Origin of the sequence: Desulfovirgula thermocuniculi DSM 16036 (assembly GCF_000429345.1) — a bacterium.
Lineage (GTDB): Bacteria > Bacillota > Desulfotomaculia > Desulfotomaculales > Desulfovirgulaceae > Desulfovirgula > Desulfovirgula thermocuniculi.
The window spans coordinates 50,760-72,681 of record NZ_AUBR01000010.1 but is presented as its reverse complement, the minus strand read 5'-3'; the positions used below and the strand labels follow the sequence as shown (position 1 = coordinate 72,681).

Below are 21,922 nucleotides of genomic sequence, written 5' to 3'. Positions count from 1 at the left end.
GTCGGGGCAGTAAAGCGGCTGGAAATCCAGCTCACCTACCCAGCGGTCCAGCTTTTCCTTGAGCACGCGGTAAAAGTTGCCTTCCGGGAAGAGATGCGGGCAGGCAATGTCCGGGTGGTAAAAGTCCAGCTGTAGTTCTCTATCGCGGCGGTACATGAGTCCAACCCCCCAAAAAGGCCTTTGGAGGGAAATGTTCGACAAAAGTAGTAGATTCCTTGCCAAGAAAGGATAAACTTTCTCATGAACTAAACGTTCAGGTCAATCTGCCAGTTTTTGGACTGGGGGTTTTGCGACAGTCTCGAGTTGGTAAACTTTTACCTTGTGCTGCGGGACGACCTGGAGGAGCTGCTGCGGGACCTGGAAAAGCACCGGAATACGGCGGAGTATTACTACCGCCTGCGCGCCCTTGAGCCGCAAACCCTTTCCCCTGTGGAGCGCGCTTCCAGGTTTCTCTACCTGAACAAGACCGCCTACAACGGCCTCTGGAGGGTAAACAGCCAGGGGAAGCACAACGTGCCCTTCGGGCGCTACAAGGACCCCAGGATCTGCGACGCAGAGAACCTGACCCTGGCCAGCCGGGCGCTCAAACGGGCGGAAATAATTTGCGACGACTTTTCCCGGGTGCTGGAATTTGCCCGCCCGGGAGTGTTTGTCTACCTTGACCCGCCATACTACCCCCTGTCTGCCACGGCAAAGTTTACCGGCTACACCGCCCACGCCTTTGGGGTTGAGGACCAGCGGCGGCTGGCCGCCGTTTTCCGCGAGCTGGACAGGAGAGGCTGCCTGGTGATGCTCAGCAACTCCGATACTCCCTTCATCCGCGAGCTTTACGCCGGGTACGACTTGCGGGTCGTCCACGCCCGCAGGGCTGTGTGCTGCCGGGGGGACAGGCGCGGGCCGGTTGCAGAACTGGTCATCCGCAACTATAGCTAAAGACGAGAAATTTTGCCTTGGCATGCTTTTCGTTGACCGGTAAGCTTTACGGGACAAAATTCCCGGTCGAACAACCGGGAATTTTGTCTTGACACGCTTTTCCGCAATTAGGTAAGCTCTATTGAGCAAAATTCCCGGTTGTAAGGAGTGTTAACAGTTGTCCAAGCTCTGGGGAGGGCGCTTTCAGAAGGATACCGACCGCCTGGTGGAGGATTTCCACTCTTCCATTTCCTTTGACCGGCGGCTTTACCGGCACGATATAAGGGGTAGCCAGGCTCACGCTCGCATGCTGGCCAGGCAGGGGATCATTTCTCAAGAGGAAGCAGAGCTAATCGTGCGCGGATTGGAAGAGATCCTGGCCGACATCGAGGCCGGGCGGGTGGAGTTTGCCGTGGAGGCCGAGGACATCCACATGAACATCGAGCAGCTCCTCACGCGGCGCATCGGCCCGGTAGGGAAAAAACTGCATACCGCCCGCAGCCGCAACGACCAGGTGGCCCTGGACGTGCGCATGTACTTAAAGGACGAGATTGACGCCATCGTGGGTCTCTTAAAAAAGCTCCAGCACACCCTGCTGGACCTGGCCGAGGAACACTGCGAGACCGTCATGCCCGGCTACACCCACCTGCAGCGGGCCCAGCCCGTCACCCTGGCCCACCACCTCCTGGCCTACGTGCAGATGTTCTGGCGGGATGTGGAAAGGCTCCTGGACTGCCGGCGGCGTACCGACGTGCTGCCTCTGGGAGCGGGGGCCCTGGCCGGCACCACTTTTCCCCTAGACCCCCACTTCGTGGCCGGGGAGCTGGGCTTTGCGGCGGTGGCCGAAAACAGCCTGGATGCGGTCAGCGACCGCGACTTTGCCGTGGAGTTTGTGGCGGCGGCGGCCATTATCATGATGCACCTGAGCCGCTTCTGCGAGGAGATCGTGCTGTGGTCCTCGGCGGAGTTCGGCTTCATCGAGCTGGACGACGCCTACAGCACGGGCAGCAGCATGATGCCCCAGAAGAAGAACCCGGACGTGGCCGAGCTCATCCGGGGCAAGACGGGGCGCGTTTACGGCGACCTTCAGGCCCTCCTGACCATGCTCAAAGGGCTGCCGCTGGCCTACAACAAGGACATGCAGGAGGACAAAGAAGCCCTCTTTGATGCCGTGGACACGGTAAAGAAGTGCCTGGCGGTTTTTATCCCCATGGTTTCCACCATGCGGGTGAGGAAGGAGAGGATGCTCGCCGCTGCCCGCGAGGGGTTCACCAACGCCACTGACCTGGCCGACTACCTGGTCAGGAAAGGGGTGCCCTTCCGCGAGGCCCACGCCCAGGTAGGTAAAATGGTCCTCTACGCCCTGGGGGAGGGCAAGGCCCTGGAGGACCTCTCGCTGGAGGAGATGCGGCAGTTTGCCCCTGCCGTGGAGGAAGACGTTTACCGGGCGCTGGACATCCGCCGGTGCGTGGCGGCGCGCCGTGTTCTGGGCGGGCCCGCCCCCGAAGCGGTGCGCCAGGCCATTAGCCGGGCCAGGGCCAGGCTAGATTTTTAACATAAATTTGCTTGACACCACGGGTGCTCTTTTGTATACTGAATAGCAAGTTGCTGCGGAAAAAGACGATGAAGGGGAGGAAGTAGCCTGTTTTCCAGGCCACAGAGAGCCGGGGGAGCTGAGAACCGGTGCCGGAGCAGGTGAAAGGGATCGCCCCGGAGTTGCCAGCTGAAAGGCGTTTCTCACGCGCCGATTAAGCCGGGCCGGGTTGGCTACCCGTTAACAAAGCCGTGTCCTGATAGGGACACATAAGGGGTTCTTGCCGCGAGGCAAGGGCAAGCAGGGTGGTACCGCGGAAGGCCTTTTGCGCCTCTCGTCCCTGGCAGTAAAAGAAAGTTACTGCCGGGCAGGAGGCGCTTGTTTTTTGCACAAAAAACAGGCGGGCTTTTTAAAGTGGGAGTGTACCTAGGGTTCCGCTCCGCCCCGTGGCGGGGGTCTGGACCAAGCGGTACAGGCCGGCAGGCTGCCGGTTACACCGTGGGGATAAAAGACCCGAGCGGGAGGTTCCACTTTCACGGGGAGCTTGCTTTTCGGGTCTTAAATTTTTGGCTAGTGGGGTGGGGTTTTGCATGGGGCTTATCATTTACTTAAACGGTGAGTTCGTGCCGGAGGAGCGGGCGGTGGTTTCGGTCTTCGATCACGGCCTTTTATACGGCGACGGGGTGTTTGAAGGCATCCGCGCGTACAACAACCGGGTTTTCAAGCTCAAAGAGCACATCGTCAGGCTGTACGAGTCTGCCCGCGCCATTGACCTGAAGATTCCTCTTAGCCCGGAAGAAATGATGGAAGTGGTCCTGGAAACCTGCCGGAGGAACAACCTGCGGGACGGGTATATCCGCCTGGTGGTCACACGCGGCCCCGGGGACCTGGGACTGGACCCCCGCAAGTGCCTCAGGCCCACCATCTTCTGTATAGCTGCCTCCATACAACTGTACCCCGCGGAACTTTACGAAAAGGGCCTGGAGCTGGCTACCGTGGCCACCCGCCGCAACTTGCCGGAAGCCTGCAACCCTCGGGTGAAGTCTTTAAACTACCTGAACAACATTTACGCCAAGATTGAGGCCAACCTCATGGGTGTTCCCGAGGCCATCATGCTGAGCCAGGAGGGCTACGTGACCGAGGCCACCGGCGACAACATTTTCATCGTTAAAAACGGCGTGCTTATCACGCCGCCCCCTTACCTGGGCATCCTGGAAGGCATCACCCGCAACACCGTCATGGAGCTTGCCCGCGAAAAGGGCATCCCGGTGGAGGAAAAGGTGTTCACCCGCTTTGACATATACAACGCCGACGAGTGTTTCCTCACCGGCACGGCAGCCGAGATCATTCCGGCGGTAAAGCTGGACGGGCGCGTCATCGGCAGCGGCCGGCCGGGCGAGATAACCAGGGAGCTAATGCGCGCTTTCCGCGAGCTCACCAAGACCGACGGCCCGGTGATCTTCCCGGAGTAAGCTCTATTCGAAGGAGGCTTGGCGACGTGCGCAGCGAGGTAATAAAGAGAGGCCTGGAGAAAGCCCCGCACCGCTCCCTCTTGAGGGCGCTGGGGTTTGTGGACGAGGAGATGGGGCGCCCCCTGATCGGGGTGGTGAATTCCTTTAACGAGATCGTGCCGGGGCACGTGCACCTAAATGAGATCACCGCTGCGGTCAAGGCCGGGGTGCGCATGGCCGGCGGCGTGCCGGTGGAGTTTCCCTGTATTGCCGTATGCGACGGGCTGGCCATGAACCACGCGGGGATGAAGTTTTCCCTGGCCAGCAGGGAACTTATTGCCGACTCCATTGAGGTGATGGTGCAGGCCCACCAGTTTGACGGCTTGGTGCTGGTTACCGCCTGCGACAAGGTGGTGCCGGGGATGCTCATGGCCGCCGCCCGGCTGGACATCCCGGCCATTGTGGTCAGCGGCGGCCCCATGCTGGCCGGGCGCCACGAGGGCCGGAGGATCTCACTGAGCAACGTCTTCGAGGCCGTGGGAGCGGTCAAGGCCGGGCGCATGGACGAGGAGGAGTTGGCGGCCATAGAGGAAGAGGCCTGCCCCAGCTGCGGGTCCTGCGCCGGCATGTTTACGGCCAACTCCATGAACTGCCTTACCGAGGCCGTAGGCCTGGCCCTGCCGGGCAACGGCACCATCCCCGCCGTTCACGCCGCCCGGCGCCGCCTGGCCAAGTCTTCCGGCATGCGCATCGTGGAAATGGTCAGGGAAGACCTGCGGCCCTCGGCGGTGCTCACGCCGCAGGCCTTTGAAAATGCCCTGGCCGTGGATATGGCCCTGGGGTGCTCCACCAACACGGTGCTGCACTTAATGGCCGTGGCCAGTGAAGCCGGGGTGCACTTGGACCTGGAAAAGATCAACGAGATTAGCGAGCGCACGCCGAACCTGTGTCGGCTCAGCCCCATGGGGCCCTACTTCCTGGAGGACCTGCATGAAGCCGGGGGCATCCCCGCCGTGATGGCTCAGCTGGCCAGGAAGGGCCTCCTGCACCTGGATGCCCTCACCGTGTCCGGCAAAACGGTGGGAGAGCTCATCAAGGGCTGCCGGGTGAAGCGCCCGGAGGTGATCCGGGACGTGGAGGACCCGTACAGCCCCACGGGCGGCATTGCCATCCTTTGGGGCAACCTGGCCCCCCAGGGGGCGGTGGTGAAAAAGGCCGGCGTGGCGCCGGAAATGATGGTTCACCGCGGCCCGGCCAGGGTGTTTGACTCCGAGGAGGAGGCGGTGGAGGCCATCCTGGGCGGCAGGATCAAAAGGGGCGACGTCATTGTCATCCGCTACGAAGGCCCCCGCGGCGGCCCGGGGATGCGCGAGATGCTTACCCCCACCTCCGCCGTGGTGGGCATGGGCCTGGACAAGGAGGTGGCCCTGCTCACCGACGGGCGCTTTTCCGGGGCCACCAGGGGAGCCTGCATCGGCCACATTTCCCCCGAGGCTGCCGAAGGAGGTCCCCTGGCGGCGCTGCAGGACGGGGATATGGTGGTTATCGATATTCCCCGCCGCCGCCTGGATGTGGAGCTAAGCGAAGAGGAAATCAAAGAGCGCCTCTCCCGTTGGAAGCCGCCCACGCCGCGGGTTACCAAGGGTTACCTGGCCCGCTATGCCCGCCAGGTCAGCTCGGCCAGCCAGGGGGCCGTCTTTAAAGGAGGTGGAGGGGAGTGAAGAAATCCGGGGCCCAGATATTTGTGGACTGCCTGAAAGAACAGGGCGTGGACACCATCTTTGGCTATCCCGGCGGGGCGGTCCTGCCCATTTACGACGCCCTTTATGAAAGCGACATACGCCACATCCTCACCCGGCACGAGCAGGGCGCAGCCCACGCGGCCGACGGCTATGCCCGGGCCACCGGTCGCCCGGGGGTCTGCCTGGCCACCTCCGGCCCCGGAGCCACCAACCTGGTGACGGGCATTGCCAACGCCTACATGGATTCTGTTCCGCTGGTGGCCTTTACCGGCCAGGTGGTCACCTCCCAGCTTGGCAGGGACTCCTTCCAGGAGGCAGACATTACCGGGATTACCATGCCCATCACCAAGCACAATTATATCGTCAAGGACGTGCGCGACCTGGCGCGCGTCATCAGGGAGGCCTTTTACATTGCCACCACCGGGCGGCCCGGGCCCGTGCTGGTGGATATCCCGCGGGACGTATCCGGGGCCCAGATTGAGTACCAGGACCCCGGCCCGGTGAACCTCCCGGGCTACCGCGTGGCCACGGAGCCGCGTCCCGAGGACCTGGCCCGGGCGGTGGAACTCATTGCCCGCGCCGAGCGCCCGGTTATCTACGCCGGCGGCGGGGTGGTCAATTCCGGGGCGCACCTGGAGCTGCGCCGCTTTGCCGAGATGCTCCTGGCCCCCGTGGCCACCACCCTGATGGGCCTGGGGGCCTTCCCGGGGGACCACCCCCTCTCCCTGGGGATGCTGGGCATGCATGGCAGCAAGTACGCCAACTACGCCGTCTGCGAGTGCGACCTGCTCATTGCCGTGGGAGTGCGCTTTGACGACCGGGTTACCGGCAAGCTGGAGAGCTTTGCTCGCCAGGCCAGGATCATCCACATCGACATCGACCCCGCCGAGATTGGCAAGAACGTGCGCGTGGACGTGGCCTTGGTGGGCGATGCCAGGCGGGTGCTTTCCCTCCTCATCGAGCGCCTGGAGGCCAGACTGCCGGGGGCCTGGCAGGAAAAGATAGCCACCTGGAAGAAGGAGTACCCCCTTACCTACGAGGAAAACGGGCGCTTAAAGCCCCAGAAGGTCATCCGGGAGATCTACTACGCCACGCAGGGGCAGGCCCGCATCACCACGGACGTGGGCCAGCACCAGATGTGGACGGCCCATTATTACACCTTTACCCGGCCCCGCACCTTCATCTCCTCCGGCGGTCTGGGCACCATGGGCTTCGGGTTGCCGGCGGCCATCGGAGTACAGGTGGCCTGCCCGGACGAAACCGTCTTTGACATTGCCGGGGACGGGAGTATCCAGATGAACATCCAGGAGCTGGCCACGGCGGTGCACTACAACCTGCCCATTAAGGTAGCCATCATGAACAACGGTTACCTGGGCATGGTCCGCCAGTGGCAGGAGTTTTTCTACAACCGGCGGTACGCCTACAGCGAGCTGGTCAACCCCGATTTCGTGAAACTGGCCGAGGCTTACGGGGCGGTGGGCATGCGGGTGGAAAAGCCCGCAGAAATAGCGCCAGCCCTGCAGGAAGCCCTGGCCACCCCTAAACCGGTGGTCATTGATTTTATTATCGAGCGCGAGGAAAACGTGATGCCCTTCGTCCCGCCCGGGCAGCCCCTCAACTGCATGCTGGGCTGAGCGACAGATAAGGGAGGTGTGATAATGCGGCACACCTTGAGCGTGCTGGTGGAGAACAACCCCGGCGTTTTAGCGCGGGTGGCCGGGCTGTTCAGCCGGCGGGGCTACAACATTGACAGCCTGGCCGTGGGCCGCACGGACAACCCGGCCATTTCCCGCATGACCATTGTGGTGGAAGGCGACGAGCGCGTGCTGGAGCAGGTGATCAAGCAGCTGCGCAAGCTCATTGAGGTCATTAAGGTCAGCGACATCTCCCGGGAGGAGCACGTGGACCGGGAGCTGGTGCTCATCAAGGTTAGCGCCGAGCCGGAAAAGCGCGGCGAGATCATGCAAATTGCCGATATCTTCCGCGCCCGCATTGTGGACCTGGGGCGCCGCACCATGATTTTAGAGTGCACCGGCAACGAGGGTAAAATCAGGGCCTTTGAGGAGTCCCTGCGGCCCTACGGCATCAAAGAGCTGGTGCGTACGGGCAAGATTGCCATGCTGCGGGGTTCCCGCTATACAAACATCAACGGTACGAGGGAGGATGAGTGAGAGTGGCCAGGATTTACTACGATCAGGATGCCGATTTAAAGCTTCTGGAGGGCAAGACCATTGCCGTGCTCGGCTACGGCAGCCAGGGCCACGCCCAGGCCCAGAACCTGCGCGACAGCGGCCTGAAAGTGATCATCGGGCTGCACGAGGGCAGCCGCAGCCGGGAAAAGGCCCGCGCCGACGGTTTCGAGGTGGTGAGCCCGGCGGAAGCTGCCGCGCGGGCGGACATCGTGCAGGTGCTGGTGCCCGACGAGGTCCAGCCCGGCCTTTACCGGGAGGCGGTGGCCCCCCACATGACCCCCGGCAAGGCCCTCATGTTCTCCCACGGCTTTAACATCCACTACGGCCAGATCGTTCCCCCGCCGGAGGTAGACGTGTTCATGGTGGCCCCCAAGGGGCCCGGCCACATCGTGCGCCGCATGTACCTGGAGGGCAAGGGGGTGCCCTGCCTGGTGGCCGTGCACCAGGACGCCAGCGGGCGGGCGAAGGACCTGGCCCTGGCCTACGCCAAGGGCATCGGGGGCACGCGGGCCGGCGTGTTTGAGACCACCTTTCGTGAAGAAACGGAGACGGACCTCTTTGGCGAACAGTGCGTCTTGTGCGGGGGGGTCAGCGAGCTGATCAAGGCCGGCTTCGATACCCTGGTGGAGGCCGGCTACGCGCCGGAAATAGCCTACTTCGAGTGCCTGCACGAGCTAAAGCTCATCGTGGATCTCATTTACGAGGGCGGCCTCTCCTGGATGCGCTATTCGGTGAGCAACACCGCCGAGTACGGGGATTACATGGTGGGCAAGCGCATCATCAACGAGCAGGTGCGCCGGGAAATGAAAAAGGTTCTGGAAGAAATCCAGAGCGGCCAGTTTGCCAAGCAGTGGATCCTGGAGAACCAGGCCAACCGGCCTATGTTTAACGCCATGCGTAGGAAGGAAGCCGAACACCTCATCGAAAAAGTGGGACGCGAGCTGCGCAAGATGATGTCCTGGCTGCCCCAGAGGCAGGTCTAGGTGCAGGCCGGGACGGCATAATTTAAGGACTTAAAGGGGGTGTTACCGTGAAACTCACTGCGGCCCAGGCCCTGGTCCGCTGCCTGGAGCTGGAGCAGGTGGAGGTGGTTTTCGGCCTGCCCGGCGGGGCCATGCTTCCCGTGTACGATGCCCTCTACCATTCCAGCATCAAGCACGTGCTGGTCCGCCACGAGCAGGGGGCCGTGCACGCCGCCGACGGCTATGCCCGGGCCACCGGGCGGGTGGGGGTGTGCATGGCCACCTCCGGCCCGGGCGCCACCAACCTGGTGACGGGCATTGCCAACGCCTACATGGACTCCGTCCCCCTGGTAATCTTCACCGGCCAGGTGCCCACCACCCAGGTAGGCACGGATGCTTTCCAGGAAGTGGACATCACCGGCATCACCATGCCCATTACCAAGCACAACTACCTGGTAAAAGATCCGGCGGCCCTCCCGCAAATCATCAAGAACGCCTTTCACATTGCCTCCACCGGCCGGCCGGGCCCGGTGCTCATCGACCTGCCCAAGGACGTGGCCCAGGCCACCATCGACTTTTACTATCCCGAAAAGGTCAGGCTGCCCGGCTACAGGCCCAACTACCAGGGGCACCCCGCCAAGATCAACCAGGCCGCGGAGCTGATCCGCAGGTCTGAGCGCCCGGTGATTTACGCCGGCGGGGGGATCATCAATGCCGGGGCCAGCGAGGAGCTGGTGCAGCTGGCGGAAACCATCTCCGCGCCGGTGGTAAATACCCTCATGGGGCTCTCCAGCTTTCCCGGTGACCACCCCCTCTTCCTGGGCATGCTGGGCCTGCACGGCACCCGCTATGCCAACCTGGCGGTTACCGAGTGCGACCTGCTCATTGCCCTGGGAGCCAGGTTTGACGACCGGGTGACCGGCAAAGTGGCCGCCTTTGCTCCCCAGGCCAAGATCATCCACGTGGACATCGACCCGGCGGAGATCGGCAAGAACGTCCTCGTGGACGTGCCCATTGTAGGGGACGTCAAGCAGGTGCTGCGGGCCCTCTTGCCCCTCCTGGATAAAACCGACCGCTCCCGCTGGCTGGCCCGCGTGCAGGAACTAAAGGAGCAGTACCCCCTGACCTACTCCCGGGAAGGGGGCCTCAAGCCCCAGTACGTGGTGGAGGAGATCTACCGCCACACCGGAGGCGAGGCGGTGGTGGCCACGGACGTGGGCCAGCACCAGATGTGGGTGGCCCAGTTTTACCGGTTCAAGCGCCCGCGCAGCCTCATTTCCTCCGGCGGCCTGGGCGCCATGGGCTTCGGGCTGCCGGCGGCCATCGGCGCCCAGCTGGCCCTGCCCGGAAAGCAGGTCATCCTGGTCACCGGGGACGGCAGCTTCCAGATGAACATCCAGGAGCTGGCCACCCTGCGGGAGCAGGACCTGCCCCTGAAAATATTCCTCCTCAACAACTACAAGCTGGGCATGGTGCGCCAGCTGCAGCAGTTTTACTGCGAGGGTCGCTACATGGCCGTGGACTTCAAGTTCCACCCCGACTTTGTCTTGCTGGCCAAAGCCTACGGCATCAAGGGCTACTCCGTGCAAAGCGAAAAGGAGCTGCAGGAGATCCTGCCCCGCGTCTTTGAAGAGCCCGGCCCGGTGCTGGTGGACTGCCTGATCAGCCCCGAGGAAAACGTGCTACCCATGGTGCCGGCGGGGCGGGGCATTGACGAGACCATTGCCTAGCGAGGACAAGGAGGTTTGGTATGGCCCGGCGCATATACATCTTCGACACCACCTTGAGGGACGGCGAGCAATCCCCGGGGGTAAGCCTGAATGCCGGTGAAAAACTCCAGATTGCCCGGCAGCTGGCTAAGCTGGGCGTGGACGTAATTGAGGCGGGCTTTCCCATAACTTCCCCCGGGGATTTCGAGGCCGTGCAGCTCATTGCCCGGGAGGTGCGGGGCGTTACCGTGGCCGCCCTGGCCAGGGCCAATTATGCCGACATCGACCGCGCCTGGGAGGCCGTGAGGGAGGCCGAGCAGCCGCGCATCCACACCTTTATTGCCACTTCCCCCATTCACATGGCGCACAAGCTGCGCATGACCCCGGACCAGGTTCTGGAAGCCGCCGTGGCCGCCGTGAAGCGGGCCAAGAGCTACGTCTCCGACGTGGAGTTTTCCTGCGAGGACGCCTCCCGCTCCGAGCTGGACTTTCTCTGCCGGGTGGTGGAAGCGGCCATTGCCGCCGGGGCCACGGTCATCAACATCCCCGACACGGTCGGCTATGCCGTGCCGGAGGAATTTGCCCGCCTCATCCGGGAGATCCGCCGGCGGGTAAAGGGCATCGAGAAGGTCGTTTTAAGCGTGCACTGCCACGACGACCTGGGCCTGGCCGTGGCCAACTCCCTGGCCGCGGTGCTGGCCGGCGCCGACCAGGTGGAGGGGGCCATCAACGGCATTGGGGAGCGGGCGGGGAACGCCGCCCTGGAAGAGGTAATTATGGCGCTCCACACCCGCCGCGACCAGTTTAACTGCGTAACCAACATAAAGACGGAGGAGATTTACCGCACCAGCCGGCTGGTGTCCAGCCTCACCGGCATGCCCGTGCAGCCCAACAAGGCGGTGGTGGGTAAAAACGCCTTTGCCCACGAGTCGGGCATCCACCAGGACGGCGTGCTCAAAGAGCGCACCACCTACGAGATCATGAACCCGGTCATGGTGGGCATCAGCCAGAGCACGCTGGTGCTGGGCAAGCACTCCGGGCGGCACGCCTTCCGCCAGCGGCTGGAGGAATTGGGTTACCAGTTAACCGATGAAGAGCTAAATAAGGCCTTTGCCCGCTTTAAAGCGCTGGCGGATAAGAAAAAGGAGATTACCGATGCCGACCTGGAAGCCATCGTCGAAGACGAGCTCCGGCCCGTGCCCTCCACCTATACCCTGGAGTACCTGCACATTTCCACCGGTACCACGGTAGTCCCCACGGCCACCGTGGGCCTGCGGCGGGGCGAAGAAGTCCTGGAAGAGGCGGCCTGCGGCAACGGCCCGGTGGACGCCATCTGCCGGGCCATTGACAAGATCACCGGCGTGCCCTGCGTTTTAAAGAGCTGGGGGGTCAGCGCCGTGACGGGCGGCAAAGACGCCATCGGCGAGGTGACCCTCAAGATTGCCGAAAACGGCGGCAAAACCTACCTGGGGCGGGGTTTCTCCACCGATATTCTGGAGGCCAGCGCGAAAGCATATTTAAACGCTGTAAACAGGCTCCTATGGGAAAAGGGAAAGGAGAAGCAATAACCTATGTCCATGACCATTACGGAAAAAATCCTGGCCGCGCACGCCGGCCTGGAGCGCGTAGAGCCGGGGCAGCTGGTCAACGTGCGCGTGGACCTGGTTTTGGGCAACGACATCACCGCCCCCATGGCCATCCAGGAGTTCCGGCGTATCGGCGTGGAGCGCGTCTTCGATCCGGAGCGGGTGGTGCTGGTTCCCGACCACTTTGTGCCCAACAAGGACATCAAGTCCGCCGAGCAGGCCAAGGTGGTCAGGGAGTTTGCCCGGGAGCAAGGGCTCACCCACTACTACGAGGTGGGCCGCATGGGCATCGAGCACTGCCTCTTGCCCGAGCAGGGGCTGGTGGCGCCGGGGGAGCTGATCATCGGGGCCGACTCCCACACCTGCACCTACGGCGCCCTGGGGGCCTTTGCCACGGGCGTGGGCAGTACCGACCTGGCTGCGGCCATGGCCTTAGGGGAAATCTGGCTGAAAGTTCCCCCCACCATCAAGTTCGTTTACCACGGTCAGCTGCCCCCCTGGGTGGGCGGTAAAGACCTCATCCTTTACACCATCGGCAAAATCGGCGTAGACGGCGCCCGGTACAAGGCCATGGAGTTTACCGGGCCGGTCATCGAGGGGATGTCCATGGACGGGCGCCTGACCATGGCCAACATGGCCGTGGAGGCGGGGGCCAAGAACGGCATTGTCCCTCCCGACGGGGTGACCCTGCGCTACATTGAGGGGCGGGTAAAAAGGCCTTACCGCCTTTACCACAGCGACCCGGATGCCCGCTACGAGGAAGTGTACGAGTTTGACGTGAGCGGGCTCGAGCCCCAGGTGGCCTTCCCCCACTCTCCCGCCAACGTGCGGCCCATCAGCGAGGTGGGCCTGGTGGAGATCCACCAGGCGGTCATCGGCTCCTGCACCAACGGGCGCCTGGAGGACCTGCGGGAGGCGGCCCGCGTGCTGAAGGGCAAAAAGGTGCACCCCTACGTGAGGCTTATCGTCATCCCGGGGACGCAGGAAATTTACCGGGCGGCCTTAAGGGAGGGCCTCATCGAGATCTTTCTGGAGGCCGGGGCTGCCGTGAGCACTCCTACCTGCGGGCCGTGCCTGGGAGGGCACATGGGCATCCTGGCGGCAGGGGAGCGCTGCATTGCCACCACCAACCGCAACTTTGTGGGCCGCATGGGCCACCCGGAAAGCGAAGTTTACTTAAGCGGCCCGGCGGTGGCCGCCGCCTCCGCCGTGCTGGGGCGCATTGCGGCCCCCTGGGAGGTGCAGTGAGGGATGGAAAAGCTGCGCGGTAGGGCCTGGAAGTTCGGCCACGACATTGATACCGACATGATCATCCCGGCCCGCTACCTGAACACCTCGGATCCTGCCGAGCTGGCCCGCCACTGCATGGAGGACGCCGATCCCTCCTTTGCGGGCCGCGTGCAGCCGGGGGACGTCATCGTGGCCGGCAGGAACTTCGGCTGCGGGAGCTCGCGGGAGCACGCCCCCCTGGCCATTAAGGCCTGCGGGGTTTCCTGCGTTATTGCCGCCTCCTTTGCGCGCATCTTTTACCGCAATGCCTTCAACATCGGCCTGCCCATCCTGGAATCGCCGGAGGCGGCGGCAGGCATCCGGCAGGGCGACGAGGTGGAGGTGGACCTGGGCAGCGGCACCATCACCAATCTCACCCGCGGGGAGCAGTACCGCGCCGCGCCCGTCCCCCCCTTCATGCAGGAGATCATTGCTGCCGGAGGGTTGATTAACTACGTGAGGCGGAGGTTGGGTAAGGATGAGGTTTAGGGTTGCCGTGTTGCCGGGAGACGGCATTGGGCCCGAGGTCATCGCCCAGGCCACCCGTGTGCTGGCCGCTGCCGGCAGGCGCTTCGGGCACGAGTTTCAGCTGCGGGAGGGTTTGATTGGCGGCATTGCCTACGACGCTACCGGGCACCCCCTGCCGCAGGCCACCCTGGACCTCTGCCGGTCCAGCGATGCCGTGCTCCTGGGAGCCGTAGGGGGGCCGAAGTGGGATAAGCTGCCGGTGCACCTGCGCCCGGAGGCGGGGGCATTACTACCTTTGCGCAAGGCCCTGGACGTTTATGCCAACCTGCGCCCGGCAGTGGTTTTTCCCGCCCTGGCAGATGCCTCCACCCTGAAGCGGGAAGTGGTGGAGGGGCTGGACATCCTGGTGGTGCGCGAGCTCACCGGGGGACTGTACTTTGGCGAAAAGCGCCGCGAGGAAATTCCCGGCGGGCAGCGGGCGGTGGACACCATGGTGTACACCACGGAGGAAATCCGGCGGGTGGCGCGGCGGGCCTTTGAGCTGGCCAGGACGAGGAAGAAAAAGCTCACCTCGGTGGATAAGGCCAACGTGCTGGAAAGCTCCCGTCTGTGGCGGGAAGTGGTTACGGAGCTGGCGAAAGACTACCCCGACGTGGAGCTAAACCACATGCTGGTGGACAACTGCGCCATGCAGCTGGTACGTAACCCCAAGCAGTTTGACGTCATCCTCACCGAAAACCTCTTTGGCGATATCTTAAGCGACCAGGCGGCCCAGCTGGTGGGCTCCCTGGGCATGCTGCCCTCGGCCAGCCTGGGGGACGGGGTGGGCCTGTACGAGCCGGTGCACGGCTCCGCCCCCGACATTGCGGGGCGGCAGCTGGCCAATCCCATTGCGGCCATACTCTCCGTGGCCCTGATGCTGCGCTACTCCTTCGGCCTGGAGGAGGCGGCGCTGGCCGTGGAGCGGGCGGTGGCCGCGGTGCTGGAGGAGGGCTACCGCACGGCGGACATCATGGAGCCGGGCAGGAAACAGGTGGGCACCACGGAAATGGGCCGGCTCATTGCCGAGAAGGTGGAAAAGGCCGCTTAACCTATAGGGCAAGCCACGGGGGTGAGATAATGGCGCCGGTGGAGATTTACGATACTACCTTGCGGGACGGCGCGCAGGGCGAAGGCATTTCCTTTTCCGTAGAGGATAAGGTAAAGATTGCCCTGAAGCTTGATGAAATGGGCTTTCACTACATCGAAGGCGGCTGGCCGGGGTCCAACCCCAAGGATGCGGACTTTTTCCAGCGCATCCGCCAGCACCGCCTCAAGAACGCCCGCCTGGCCGCCTTTGGTTCCACGCGCAGGCCCGGGGTGCCCGCGCACCAGGACCCCAACCTTCAGAGCCTGCTGGCTGCCGGGACCCCCGTGGCCACCATTTTCGGCAAGACCTGGGACTTTCACGTGCAAAAAGCACTGGAAACCACCCTGGAAGAAAACCTGGCCATGATCCGTGAGTCGGTGAGGTTTCTTAAAAGCCGGGGACTCATGGTCATTTATGATGCCGAGCATTTCTTTGACGGTTTTAAGGCCAACCCCGCCTATGCCCTGGCTACTTTAAAGGCGGCACAGGAGGGCGGGGCCGACCGCCTCGTGCTCTGCGACACCAACGGGGGGAGCCTTCCCGGGCAGATTGCCGCCATTGTGGGGAGGGTGAAGGAGGAGGTCCCCGTGCCGCTGGGCATCCACTGCCACAACGACGGGGAGCTGGCCGTGGCCAACACCCTGGCGGCGGTGGAGGCGGGTGTGGTACACGTGCAGGGCACCGTCAACGGCTACGGGGAGCGCTGCGGCAACGCCAACCTCTGTTCGGTAATCCCCAACCTCACCTTAAAGTGCGGGCACGAAACCATCCCCCGGGATGCCCTGGCCCGCCTCACCGAGCTTTCCCGCTACGTCAGCGAAGTGGCCAACCTGCACCACAATACCCACCAGCCCTTTGTGGGGGCCAGTGCCTTTGCCCACAAGGGCGGCGTACATGTCAGCGCCATTTTAAAGGACCCCCGCACTTACGAGCACATTGACCCCTCCCTGGTGGGCAACCGCCGGCGGGTGCTGGTCTCGGAGCTGAGCGGCCTCTCCAACCTGCTCTATAAATTCCGCGAGTTGAATTTGGAGCTGGGCACCAGTCGGGAGGAAAACCGCCGCCTGCTGGAGGAAATCAAGGAGCTGGAATACCAGGGCTTCATGTTTGAAGGGGCCGAGGGCTCCTTTGAGCTGCTTCTGCGCCGTGCCTACGACAACTACCGGGAGCCCTTCAAGCTGGAGAGCCTGCGCATTATAATTGAAATGAAAGAAAACAGCCCCGTGCACTCCGAGGCGGTCATTAAGATGACCGTCGGCGATAAGGTGGTGCACACGGCGGCGGAGGGGAACGGCCCCGTAAACGCCCTGGACAACGCCCTGCGCAAGGCCCTGGAGGACTTTTACCCCGAGATCCGCCGCATGAAGCTCACCGACTACAAGGTGCGCGTGCTGGACGAGAAGCAGGGCACGGCGGCCACCGTGCGCGTGCACATTGAAACGGGAGACGGGGAGCGTTCCTGGGGCACGGTGGGCGTTTCCACCAATATCATCGAAGCCAGCTGGCAGGCCCTGGTGGACAGCATTGCCTACGGCCTGCTCAAGAACAACCGCCACCGGTAGGGTAAAGAAGGAGGCGTCGCGGTATTCTGCTGGAGAGGCTCAGGGCCCTGGACTTCGGCCCTTTCAACCCCGTTGCCGTAATCGACGTTTTGCTGGTGGCTTTTGTGCTCTACCGCCTGATACTCCTCATCCGGGGCACCAGGGCGGTGCAGCTCATCAAGGGCCTGGCCGTTTTGCTGGTGGCCACGGCCCTTTCCAGCTGGCTGCACCTGGACACCTTCCACTGGCTGCTGCGCCAGGCCATGACCGCCCTGGTGGTGGCCCTACCCGTGGTCTTCCAGCCGGAGCTCCGGCGGGCACTGGAAAAGCTTGGGGGAGGGAGCTTCATCAACGCCCCCCTGCTCTACCAGGCGGAAAAGGAGCGCGCCCAGGTCATCAGCCACGTGGTGAGGGCGGCCAGCCTCCTCTCCCGTCGGCGCGCGGGGGCGCTGGTGGTCATGGAGCGCACCACCGGTCTGGAAGAATACATCGATTCCGGGGTAAAGATCGACGGGCTCGTCTCGGCGGAGCTCCTGGTGAATATCTTTGCCCCCGGCAGCCCGCTGCACGACGGGGCGGTAATCATCCGCGGCAGCCGGGTGGTTTCGGCAGGGTGCATCTTGCCTTTAACCGAAAAGCCGGATGTGGCCAGGCAGTTGGGTACCCGCCACCGGGCAGGTATAGGGATCACGGAAGTGTCCGACGCCCTGGCCGTCATTGTTTCCGAGGAAACGGGCACCATTTCCCTGGCCGTGGAGGGGACGCTGGCCCGGGGGCTGGACGAGCTGGCGCTGTCCGAGCGGCTTTCCGCGGCCTTCACCCCTGCCGGCGTGCCCGCGCGGGGATTCTGGTGGCCGCGCAGGTAGGAGGGGTGGTGGCCGCACTTGCCGGCAAAATTTGACTGGCGAAACCTGCCCCTGCAACTGCTCTCCCTCATCCTGGCCCTCGTGCTGTGGGTTTACGTAAACAACGAGCAGAACCCGCTGGAGCAGCGCATTTTCAGCGTCGCCCTGCAGGCCCGCGGCGCCCCGGAAGGGTACCTTGTTTCCGGGCTCCCGGCCACCGTGAGCGTGAAGGCGCAGGGCAGCCGCGCGCAGCTAAACGCCGTAAACGCGGGAGACTTCCAGGCCGCGGTGAACCTCGCGGGCATTTCCCCGGGAGAAAACGACTTGACCGTTAGCGTCAGCCCGCCGCCGGGGATAAAGGTCCTGCAGGTGACTCCCGCCCAGGTGCGCGTGCTGGTGGACCGCATCGGGGAAAAAAGAGTGCCCGTGGAGGTAAGCCTCAGAGGTTCGCCTGCCGAGGGCTACGAGCTGGTTGATGTCGGCGCCAGCCCTGCAGCGGTGGTCTTGAGGGGCCCGGAGCGACAGCTGGGCGGGCTGGCCAAGGTAACGGTGCAGGTAAACGTGCAGGGGATCACGGGTGCAGTGGAGCAGTACGTGAACATCTCCGGCCTGCCCCAAGGCGTGACCTCCAACCCCCAGGGCGTCAAGGTGAGCGTGATGGCGAGGCCGGTGCCGGCTCCCCCCGGGGCAGCCGTTTCCCCCGGCGGGCAGGGGAACCAGCAGGCTGCCGGCGCGCCCTCATCCGGCAGCGGGCAGGCCGCCCGCCAGAAGGAGCAGTAAGAGGTCCCGGGATCAGGCGCCCGGGACCTCTCATATAGGGTCCTCCTGCGCTCAAGGGGCTCCCGCGCCGCCGGCGAGGATTTTCCCCAGGGCGCCGTGGCGGCGGTGGGCGCTATAATCTTCCACCTCGGTGTAGACCAGCGCACCGGTGGGGCAGGCGCGCACGCAGGCGGGGGTGCCGCTCTCATCCCGGCAGTTGCGGTCGCACTTTAAGGCCACGGTGCCCGCGGCATCGCTGGTGATGGCGCCGTAGGGGCACACCATGACGCACATCCAGCAGCCCACGCACCGCTGCTCGCCGCCTTCGTTGGTCACCGTGCCGTCTTCTTTCCGGTACATGGCGCCGGCCATGCAGGCGTCGAGGCAGGGAGCGTCCGTGCAGTGGCGGCAGTTTATGGGCGCCTTTTGCTGCCCCAGCTGGTGCACGAAGATGCGCGCGCGGGGCTTTTCGCCGGCTAAAACGGCATCGAAAAGGCTTTTTGCCTGCGTGTGGGCCACGGCGCAGGCCAGCCGGCAGGAGAGGCAGCCGGTGCAGCGCGCAAAGTCGATGAGGATTTCCCGGGGCATCTTCCCCCCTCCTTTACCAGGGCCGCGTGGCCAGGCCCAGGGCCCGGCGCCGCTCGCCGATGGCGGCGTAAATTTTTTCCGCCGCCTTAACCGGGTCGGTTTCCACCATGAAGTAGCCGCCCAGGATCTCCCGGGCCTTTGCCGTGAGCACTTCGGTCACGGCGGCGCTGCCCAGCACCGGCGGCACCAACCCCAGGTGCACGGGGAAGCCCAGGGCCACGGCCCAGGTGCCAATGGCGACGGCCTTTTCCGTCTTAAATTCGGGTGCCGAGGCCACCACGGGGAGCTGCGCGGTGTCCACGCCCAGCCTGCTGGCCACGGCCACGGCCAGGTCCACCGCCCGGCTGTTGTCCACGCAGGAGCCTAGGTGCAGCACCAGGGGCAGCGGGCCGCCCAGGCCGTTGGCCTCCCCGATGGCCGTGAGCACCGCCTTTAGGCCGGGGCCGGCATATTCCAGCGTGGCCTCCGGGGTGAGGTAACCGTGGCGCGCGTAGGCCCCGGCGCCGCACCCGGTGGCCAGGCACAGGACGTCCCGCGCGGCCAGCTCCCGCGCCATGACCAGGAAATTCTCGTCCTGGGGCACCTTGACGTTGTTGCAGCCGGCAAAGAGGCAGACCCCTTGGATGTTGCCCGCCGCAATGTTGTCGAGCAGCGGCTTTAAGGGGTCGGCGGCATCCAGCCGGGAAAGGGCGGCTACTACGGCCTCCACGGAAAAGCCGGCCACCACCCTGGACTTGTGCGGGGGAATGTGCACCGGGCGCCCCCGGCGTGCGGCAAAGGCTTCCACAGCCAGGCGCACGATCTCCCGGGCCTTTTCCGCAGCCTCCTCTTCCGTAAACTCCACGTGAGCCGCGCCGGGAATTTTGGCCATGCCCATGGTGGTGATCAGCCTGGTGCCCGTGCACTCGGCCACGCCCGCCAGGGAGGGGTAGACGCACTGGTAGTCCACCACCACAGTGTCCAGGGCGCCGGTAAGCATGGGCAGCTCCTGGGAGACGGAATGGGTCAGCGGGGGCACGCCGTGGCGCATGAGCACCTCGTTGCCCGTGCAGCAGATGCCCACCAGGTTGACCCCCGCCGCTCCCGCCGCCCGGGCCTCTTCCTGCATTTCCCGCGCCGCCCGCACCACGAGGTCCGAGAGCAGTGGGTTGTGGCCGTGGAGGGCAATGTTGACGTGATCGGCCTTTAAGACGCCCAGGTTGGCTTCGGAAACCACCGGCGCGGGGGTGCCGAAGAGGATGTCCGCCAGATCGGTGGCCAGGTGGCACCCCGCGTAATCGGCCAGGGCGCAAGATATGCCGCCCAAAAGGAGGTTCACCGGGTCTGCGTCCACGCCCAGGTGGGTGCGGTGCATAACCTCGCTGATGGCCGTGTCGATCCCCCGGGGCAGCACGCCCAGCCGGCCAAGTGCCTCCAGCCGCCCGGGCGGGAGGGTGGACTTTAGCCAGGCGAGGACTCCTTCGCCCTCGCTGAACTGGGCCAGGGCTTCGCTGGCCACCCGGGAGGCCAGCTCCTTCACGGAAAAACCTTGCGCCTGGAGGCCCAGGCGTGCGGCTACTGCCCGCAGCTTCTGCTCGTCCCGCACCGGATAGTCCGGGGCCTTTCCTTCCGCCCACCTATGCAGCGCGTGGGCCAGGTGCCGGGCGTGCCCGGAGTGCGCCGCCGTGCCGGCGGCAATGGCCCGCACCAGGTTGCGGGCGACAATGGTGTCGGCGGTGGCGCCGCAGATGCCCCGCTGCGGGCCGTCCTCAAATGGGCTGATGCGGCACGGCCCCTGCACGCAGTTGCGGCAGCACACCCCCAGTTCCCCGAAGCCGCACTGGGGGAGCTGGGCCTCGTACCTGTCCCACACCGTTTCCACTCCCTGCCGGCGGGCCTTCTCCAGAAGCTCCCGCACAGCCGGATCTGCAGCCTTCGCGGCCAAGTCCTTCATTTCCGCGCCTCCTTTATGATATTTTGCTTTCTACCCGCCGCTGCGGCGGCAGGCAGCCCAGGACGACCCGGCCCGCCCGCCCCTCCAGGAGCAGGTGGCGCCACTTCCAGGCCGGTCGCCCCGTCTTGACCAGGGCCGTGTAGACTCCGGCTCCCTTCACCTTTCCGGCCAGGATGAACCCCACCAGCCTATCTCCTTCAAAAACGAGCCGCCGGTAGGTGCCGGTTGTCCCCTCGAAGGCCCTCAAAACCTCCTCGCCCTCCATTTTCCCTACGGCCACCACGTCCAGGTTCCCAAAGCGGGCGCTGTTGAGCCTGGTAAGGGGTGGGGGGTAAGAACGGGCCAGGCCCAGCATGTTGGCCGCCGCGTAGCGGCCCTGCTCGGCGGCCAGAGTCCAGAGGGCGGAGTTAGTTTTCCGCCCGGTCAGCCGGTCGGTTACCTGGACGCAATCCCCGGCGGCAAAGACGTCCGGAAGAGAGGTGCGCAGGTAGCGGTCCACCTCTATGCCTGCCCCCACCAGGCCGCCCGCTTCGCGCACCAGCTGGACGTTGGGCCGCACTCCCTTGGCCACCACGGCCAGGTCGGCCGGCAGCTCCCTGCCGTCGGCAAGCTCCACGCCGGCCAGCGTGCCGTGGGGGCCGGGCACAAAGGCCCGGGGCTGCGCGTTATAGATGAACTCCAGGCCGGCGGCAGTCAATTCCCTTTCCACCATGGCCGCCGCTTCTTCGTCCAGCTGGCGGGTAAGCAGGCGGGGGCTGGCCACGGCCACGGTTACGTGCGGCACGCCGGCTACCTTAAGGGCCAGCGCAGCTTTTAGCCCCACCAGGCCGCCGCCCAGGATCATTGCCCGGGAGACACGGGGAAAAAGGGAGGCCATTTCCCGGGCATCCTGCAGGGTGCGCAGGGCAAACACGCCCCTGGTGTCAACCCCCGGAACCTCCGGCATTACGGGGCTGGCCCCGGTGGCCACCAGCAGGCGGTCAAAGGAAAGCTGCCGCCCGTCCTCAAGGAAAACCTTTTTCTCTTCCGGGTGCAGGGCCACCACCTTGAAGCCGGCCAGGAACTCCACCCCCAGCTTTGGGAAGAAGCCGGCGGGGCGGAGCCTGATAGAATATTCGCTCTTTTTGCCGGCCAGCAAATCCGGCAGGAGGCAGCGGGAATAGGGCTCGGAGGGCTCATCGGTGACGGCGGTAAGGCGCGCCCTGGTTCCCCCCAGGCGGCGCAGGGTTTCCAGGGCGGCAATGCCCGCCGCGCTGGTGCCTATGACCACAAAGTGCAAGGGATCACCCCCCTCGAACGTAT

At 64.4% G+C, this 21,922-nt stretch carries 18 protein-coding genes and 1 other annotated feature; of the genes, 15 read left to right on the top strand and 3 right to left on the bottom strand.

The features are described 5' to 3' along the window. The first annotated feature begins 303 nt into the window (after positions 1-303). The 15 genes from G454_RS17680 (at position 304) to G454_RS17670 (ending at position 18,120) form a co-directional block, all read left to right on the top strand. Positions 304-933, top strand: a complete 630-nt coding sequence (locus G454_RS17680; protein WP_245574306.1) for a DNA adenine methylase — start codon at positions 304-306, stop codon at positions 931-933. Positions 934-1,090: 157 nt separating this feature from the next. Then, positions 1,091-2,467: an argininosuccinate lyase gene (gene argH / locus G454_RS0104230; RefSeq protein ID WP_027717599.1), complete on the top strand. Its 1,377-nt coding sequence runs from the start codon at positions 1,091-1,093 to the stop codon at positions 2,465-2,467. Positions 2,468-2,526: 59 nt separating this feature from the next. Then, positions 2,527-2,791, top strand: a binding site (T-box leader). A 245-nt stretch (positions 2,792-3,036) separates the two neighbouring features. After that, the gene (gene ilvE, locus G454_RS0104220; RefSeq protein ID WP_027717598.1) at positions 3,037-3,918 is read left to right on the top strand and encodes a branched-chain-amino-acid transaminase; all 882 of its coding nucleotides are present in this window, start codon (positions 3,037-3,039) and stop codon (positions 3,916-3,918) included. Between the two features lie 26 nt (positions 3,919-3,944). After that, entirely contained in the window at positions 3,945-5,618 is a 1,674-nt protein-coding gene (gene ilvD, locus G454_RS0104215; protein WP_027717597.1) for a dihydroxy-acid dehydratase, read from the top strand. Further along, complete coding sequence (gene ilvB, locus G454_RS0104210) at positions 5,615-7,273, top strand: biosynthetic-type acetolactate synthase large subunit (protein ID WP_027717596.1); 1,659 nt, start codon at positions 5,615-5,617, stop codon at positions 7,271-7,273. Before ilvD ends, ilvB (G454_RS0104210) begins: the two co-directional genes overlap by 4 nt. A 24-nt stretch (positions 7,274-7,297) precedes the next feature. Then, entirely contained in the window at positions 7,298-7,810 is a 513-nt protein-coding gene (ilvN, locus tag G454_RS0104205; RefSeq protein ID WP_027717595.1) for an acetolactate synthase small subunit, read from the top strand. A gap of 2 nt (positions 7,811-7,812) precedes the next feature. Next, on the top strand, positions 7,813-8,814 hold the full coding sequence (gene ilvC, locus G454_RS0104200; protein ID WP_027717594.1) for a ketol-acid reductoisomerase: 1,002 nt from the start codon (positions 7,813-7,815) through the stop codon (positions 8,812-8,814). Positions 8,815-8,861: 47 nt separating this feature from the next. Beyond that, complete coding sequence (ilvB, locus tag G454_RS0104195) at positions 8,862-10,523, top strand: biosynthetic-type acetolactate synthase large subunit (RefSeq protein WP_027717593.1); 1,662 nt, start codon at positions 8,862-8,864, stop codon at positions 10,521-10,523. 20 nt (positions 10,524-10,543) lie between these two features. Continuing rightward, on the top strand, positions 10,544-12,070 hold the full coding sequence (locus G454_RS0104190) for a 2-isopropylmalate synthase (protein WP_027717592.1): 1,527 nt from the start codon (positions 10,544-10,546) through the stop codon (positions 12,068-12,070). Between the two features lie 3 nt (positions 12,071-12,073). Beyond that, positions 12,074-13,336 (top strand): 3-isopropylmalate dehydratase large subunit, encoded by a 1,263-nt coding sequence (gene leuC / locus G454_RS0104185; RefSeq protein WP_027717591.1) that lies wholly within the window; start codon positions 12,074-12,076, stop codon positions 13,334-13,336. A gap of 12 nt (positions 13,337-13,348) precedes the next feature. Next, positions 13,349-13,846: a 3-isopropylmalate dehydratase small subunit gene (leuD, locus tag G454_RS0104180; RefSeq protein WP_425387430.1), complete on the top strand. Its 498-nt coding sequence runs from the start codon at positions 13,349-13,351 to the stop codon at positions 13,844-13,846. Continuing rightward, positions 13,836-14,915 carry a 3-isopropylmalate dehydrogenase gene (leuB, locus tag G454_RS0104175; RefSeq protein WP_027717589.1) on the top strand — a complete coding sequence of 360 codons (1,080 nt, stop codon included), beginning with the start codon at positions 13,836-13,838 and terminating at the stop codon, positions 14,913-14,915. Before leuD ends, leuB begins: the two co-directional genes overlap by 11 nt. Before the next feature lie 29 nt (positions 14,916-14,944). Further along, positions 14,945-16,516, top strand: coding sequence for a citramalate synthase (gene cimA, locus G454_RS0104170; RefSeq protein WP_027717588.1), 1,572 nt, complete (start codon positions 14,945-14,947; stop codon positions 16,514-16,516). 23 nt (positions 16,517-16,539) lie between these two features. After that, positions 16,540-17,361: a diadenylate cyclase CdaA gene (gene cdaA / locus G454_RS17675; RefSeq protein WP_425387429.1), complete on the top strand. Its 822-nt coding sequence runs from the start codon at positions 16,540-16,542 to the stop codon at positions 17,359-17,361. A gap of 18 nt (positions 17,362-17,379) precedes the next feature. Further along, positions 17,380-18,120: a CdaR family protein gene (locus G454_RS17670; RefSeq protein ID WP_051275863.1), complete on the top strand. Its 741-nt coding sequence runs from the start codon at positions 17,380-17,382 to the stop codon at positions 18,118-18,120. Between the two features lie 51 nt (positions 18,121-18,171). Here G454_RS17670 and G454_RS0104155 read toward each other — a convergent pair whose 3' ends face one another. From G454_RS0104155 to G454_RS17665, 3 genes are read right to left on the bottom strand one after another with little or no spacing between them, the layout of a single operon-like run. Then, positions 18,172-18,687 carry a 4Fe-4S dicluster domain-containing protein gene (locus tag G454_RS0104155; RefSeq protein WP_027717587.1) on the bottom strand — a complete coding sequence of 172 codons (516 nt, stop codon included), beginning with the start codon at positions 18,685-18,687 and terminating at the stop codon, positions 18,172-18,174. Positions 18,688-18,700: 13 nt separating this feature from the next. Further along, entirely contained in the window at positions 18,701-20,620 is a 1,920-nt protein-coding gene (cooS, locus tag G454_RS0104150) for an anaerobic carbon-monoxide dehydrogenase catalytic subunit (protein ID WP_035106850.1), read from the bottom strand. Between the two features lie 13 nt (positions 20,621-20,633). Continuing rightward, positions 20,634-21,890, bottom strand: a complete 1,257-nt coding sequence (locus tag G454_RS17665) for an NAD(P)/FAD-dependent oxidoreductase (RefSeq protein WP_245574307.1) — start codon at positions 21,888-21,890, stop codon at positions 20,634-20,636. Positions 21,891-21,922: the final 32 nt, after the last annotated feature.

Bases quoted from the DNA above. Each gene is read 5' to 3' on its own strand.
- G454_RS0104190 (WP_027717592.1), top strand. From the start codon at position 10,544: ATGGCCCGGCGCATATACATCTTCGACACCACCTTGAGGGACGGCGAG.
- cooS (WP_035106850.1), bottom strand. From the start codon at position 20,620: ATGAAGGACTTGGCCGCGAAGGCTGCAGATCCGGCTGTGCGGGAGCTT.
- cimA (WP_027717588.1), top strand. From the start codon at position 14,945: ATGGCGCCGGTGGAGATTTACGATACTACCTTGCGGGACGGCGCGCAG.
- leuB (WP_027717589.1), top strand. From the start codon at position 13,836: ATGAGGTTTAGGGTTGCCGTGTTGCCGGGAGACGGCATTGGGCCCGAG.
- G454_RS0104155 (WP_027717587.1), bottom strand. From the start codon at position 18,687: ATGCCCCGGGAAATCCTCATCGACTTTGCGCGCTGCACCGGCTGCCTC.
- ilvE (WP_027717598.1), top strand. From the start codon at position 3,037: ATGGGGCTTATCATTTACTTAAACGGTGAGTTCGTGCCGGAGGAGCGG.
- leuC (WP_027717591.1), top strand. From the start codon at position 12,074: ATGTCCATGACCATTACGGAAAAAATCCTGGCCGCGCACGCCGGCCTG.
- ilvN (WP_027717595.1), top strand. From the start codon at position 7,298: ATGCGGCACACCTTGAGCGTGCTGGTGGAGAACAACCCCGGCGTTTTA.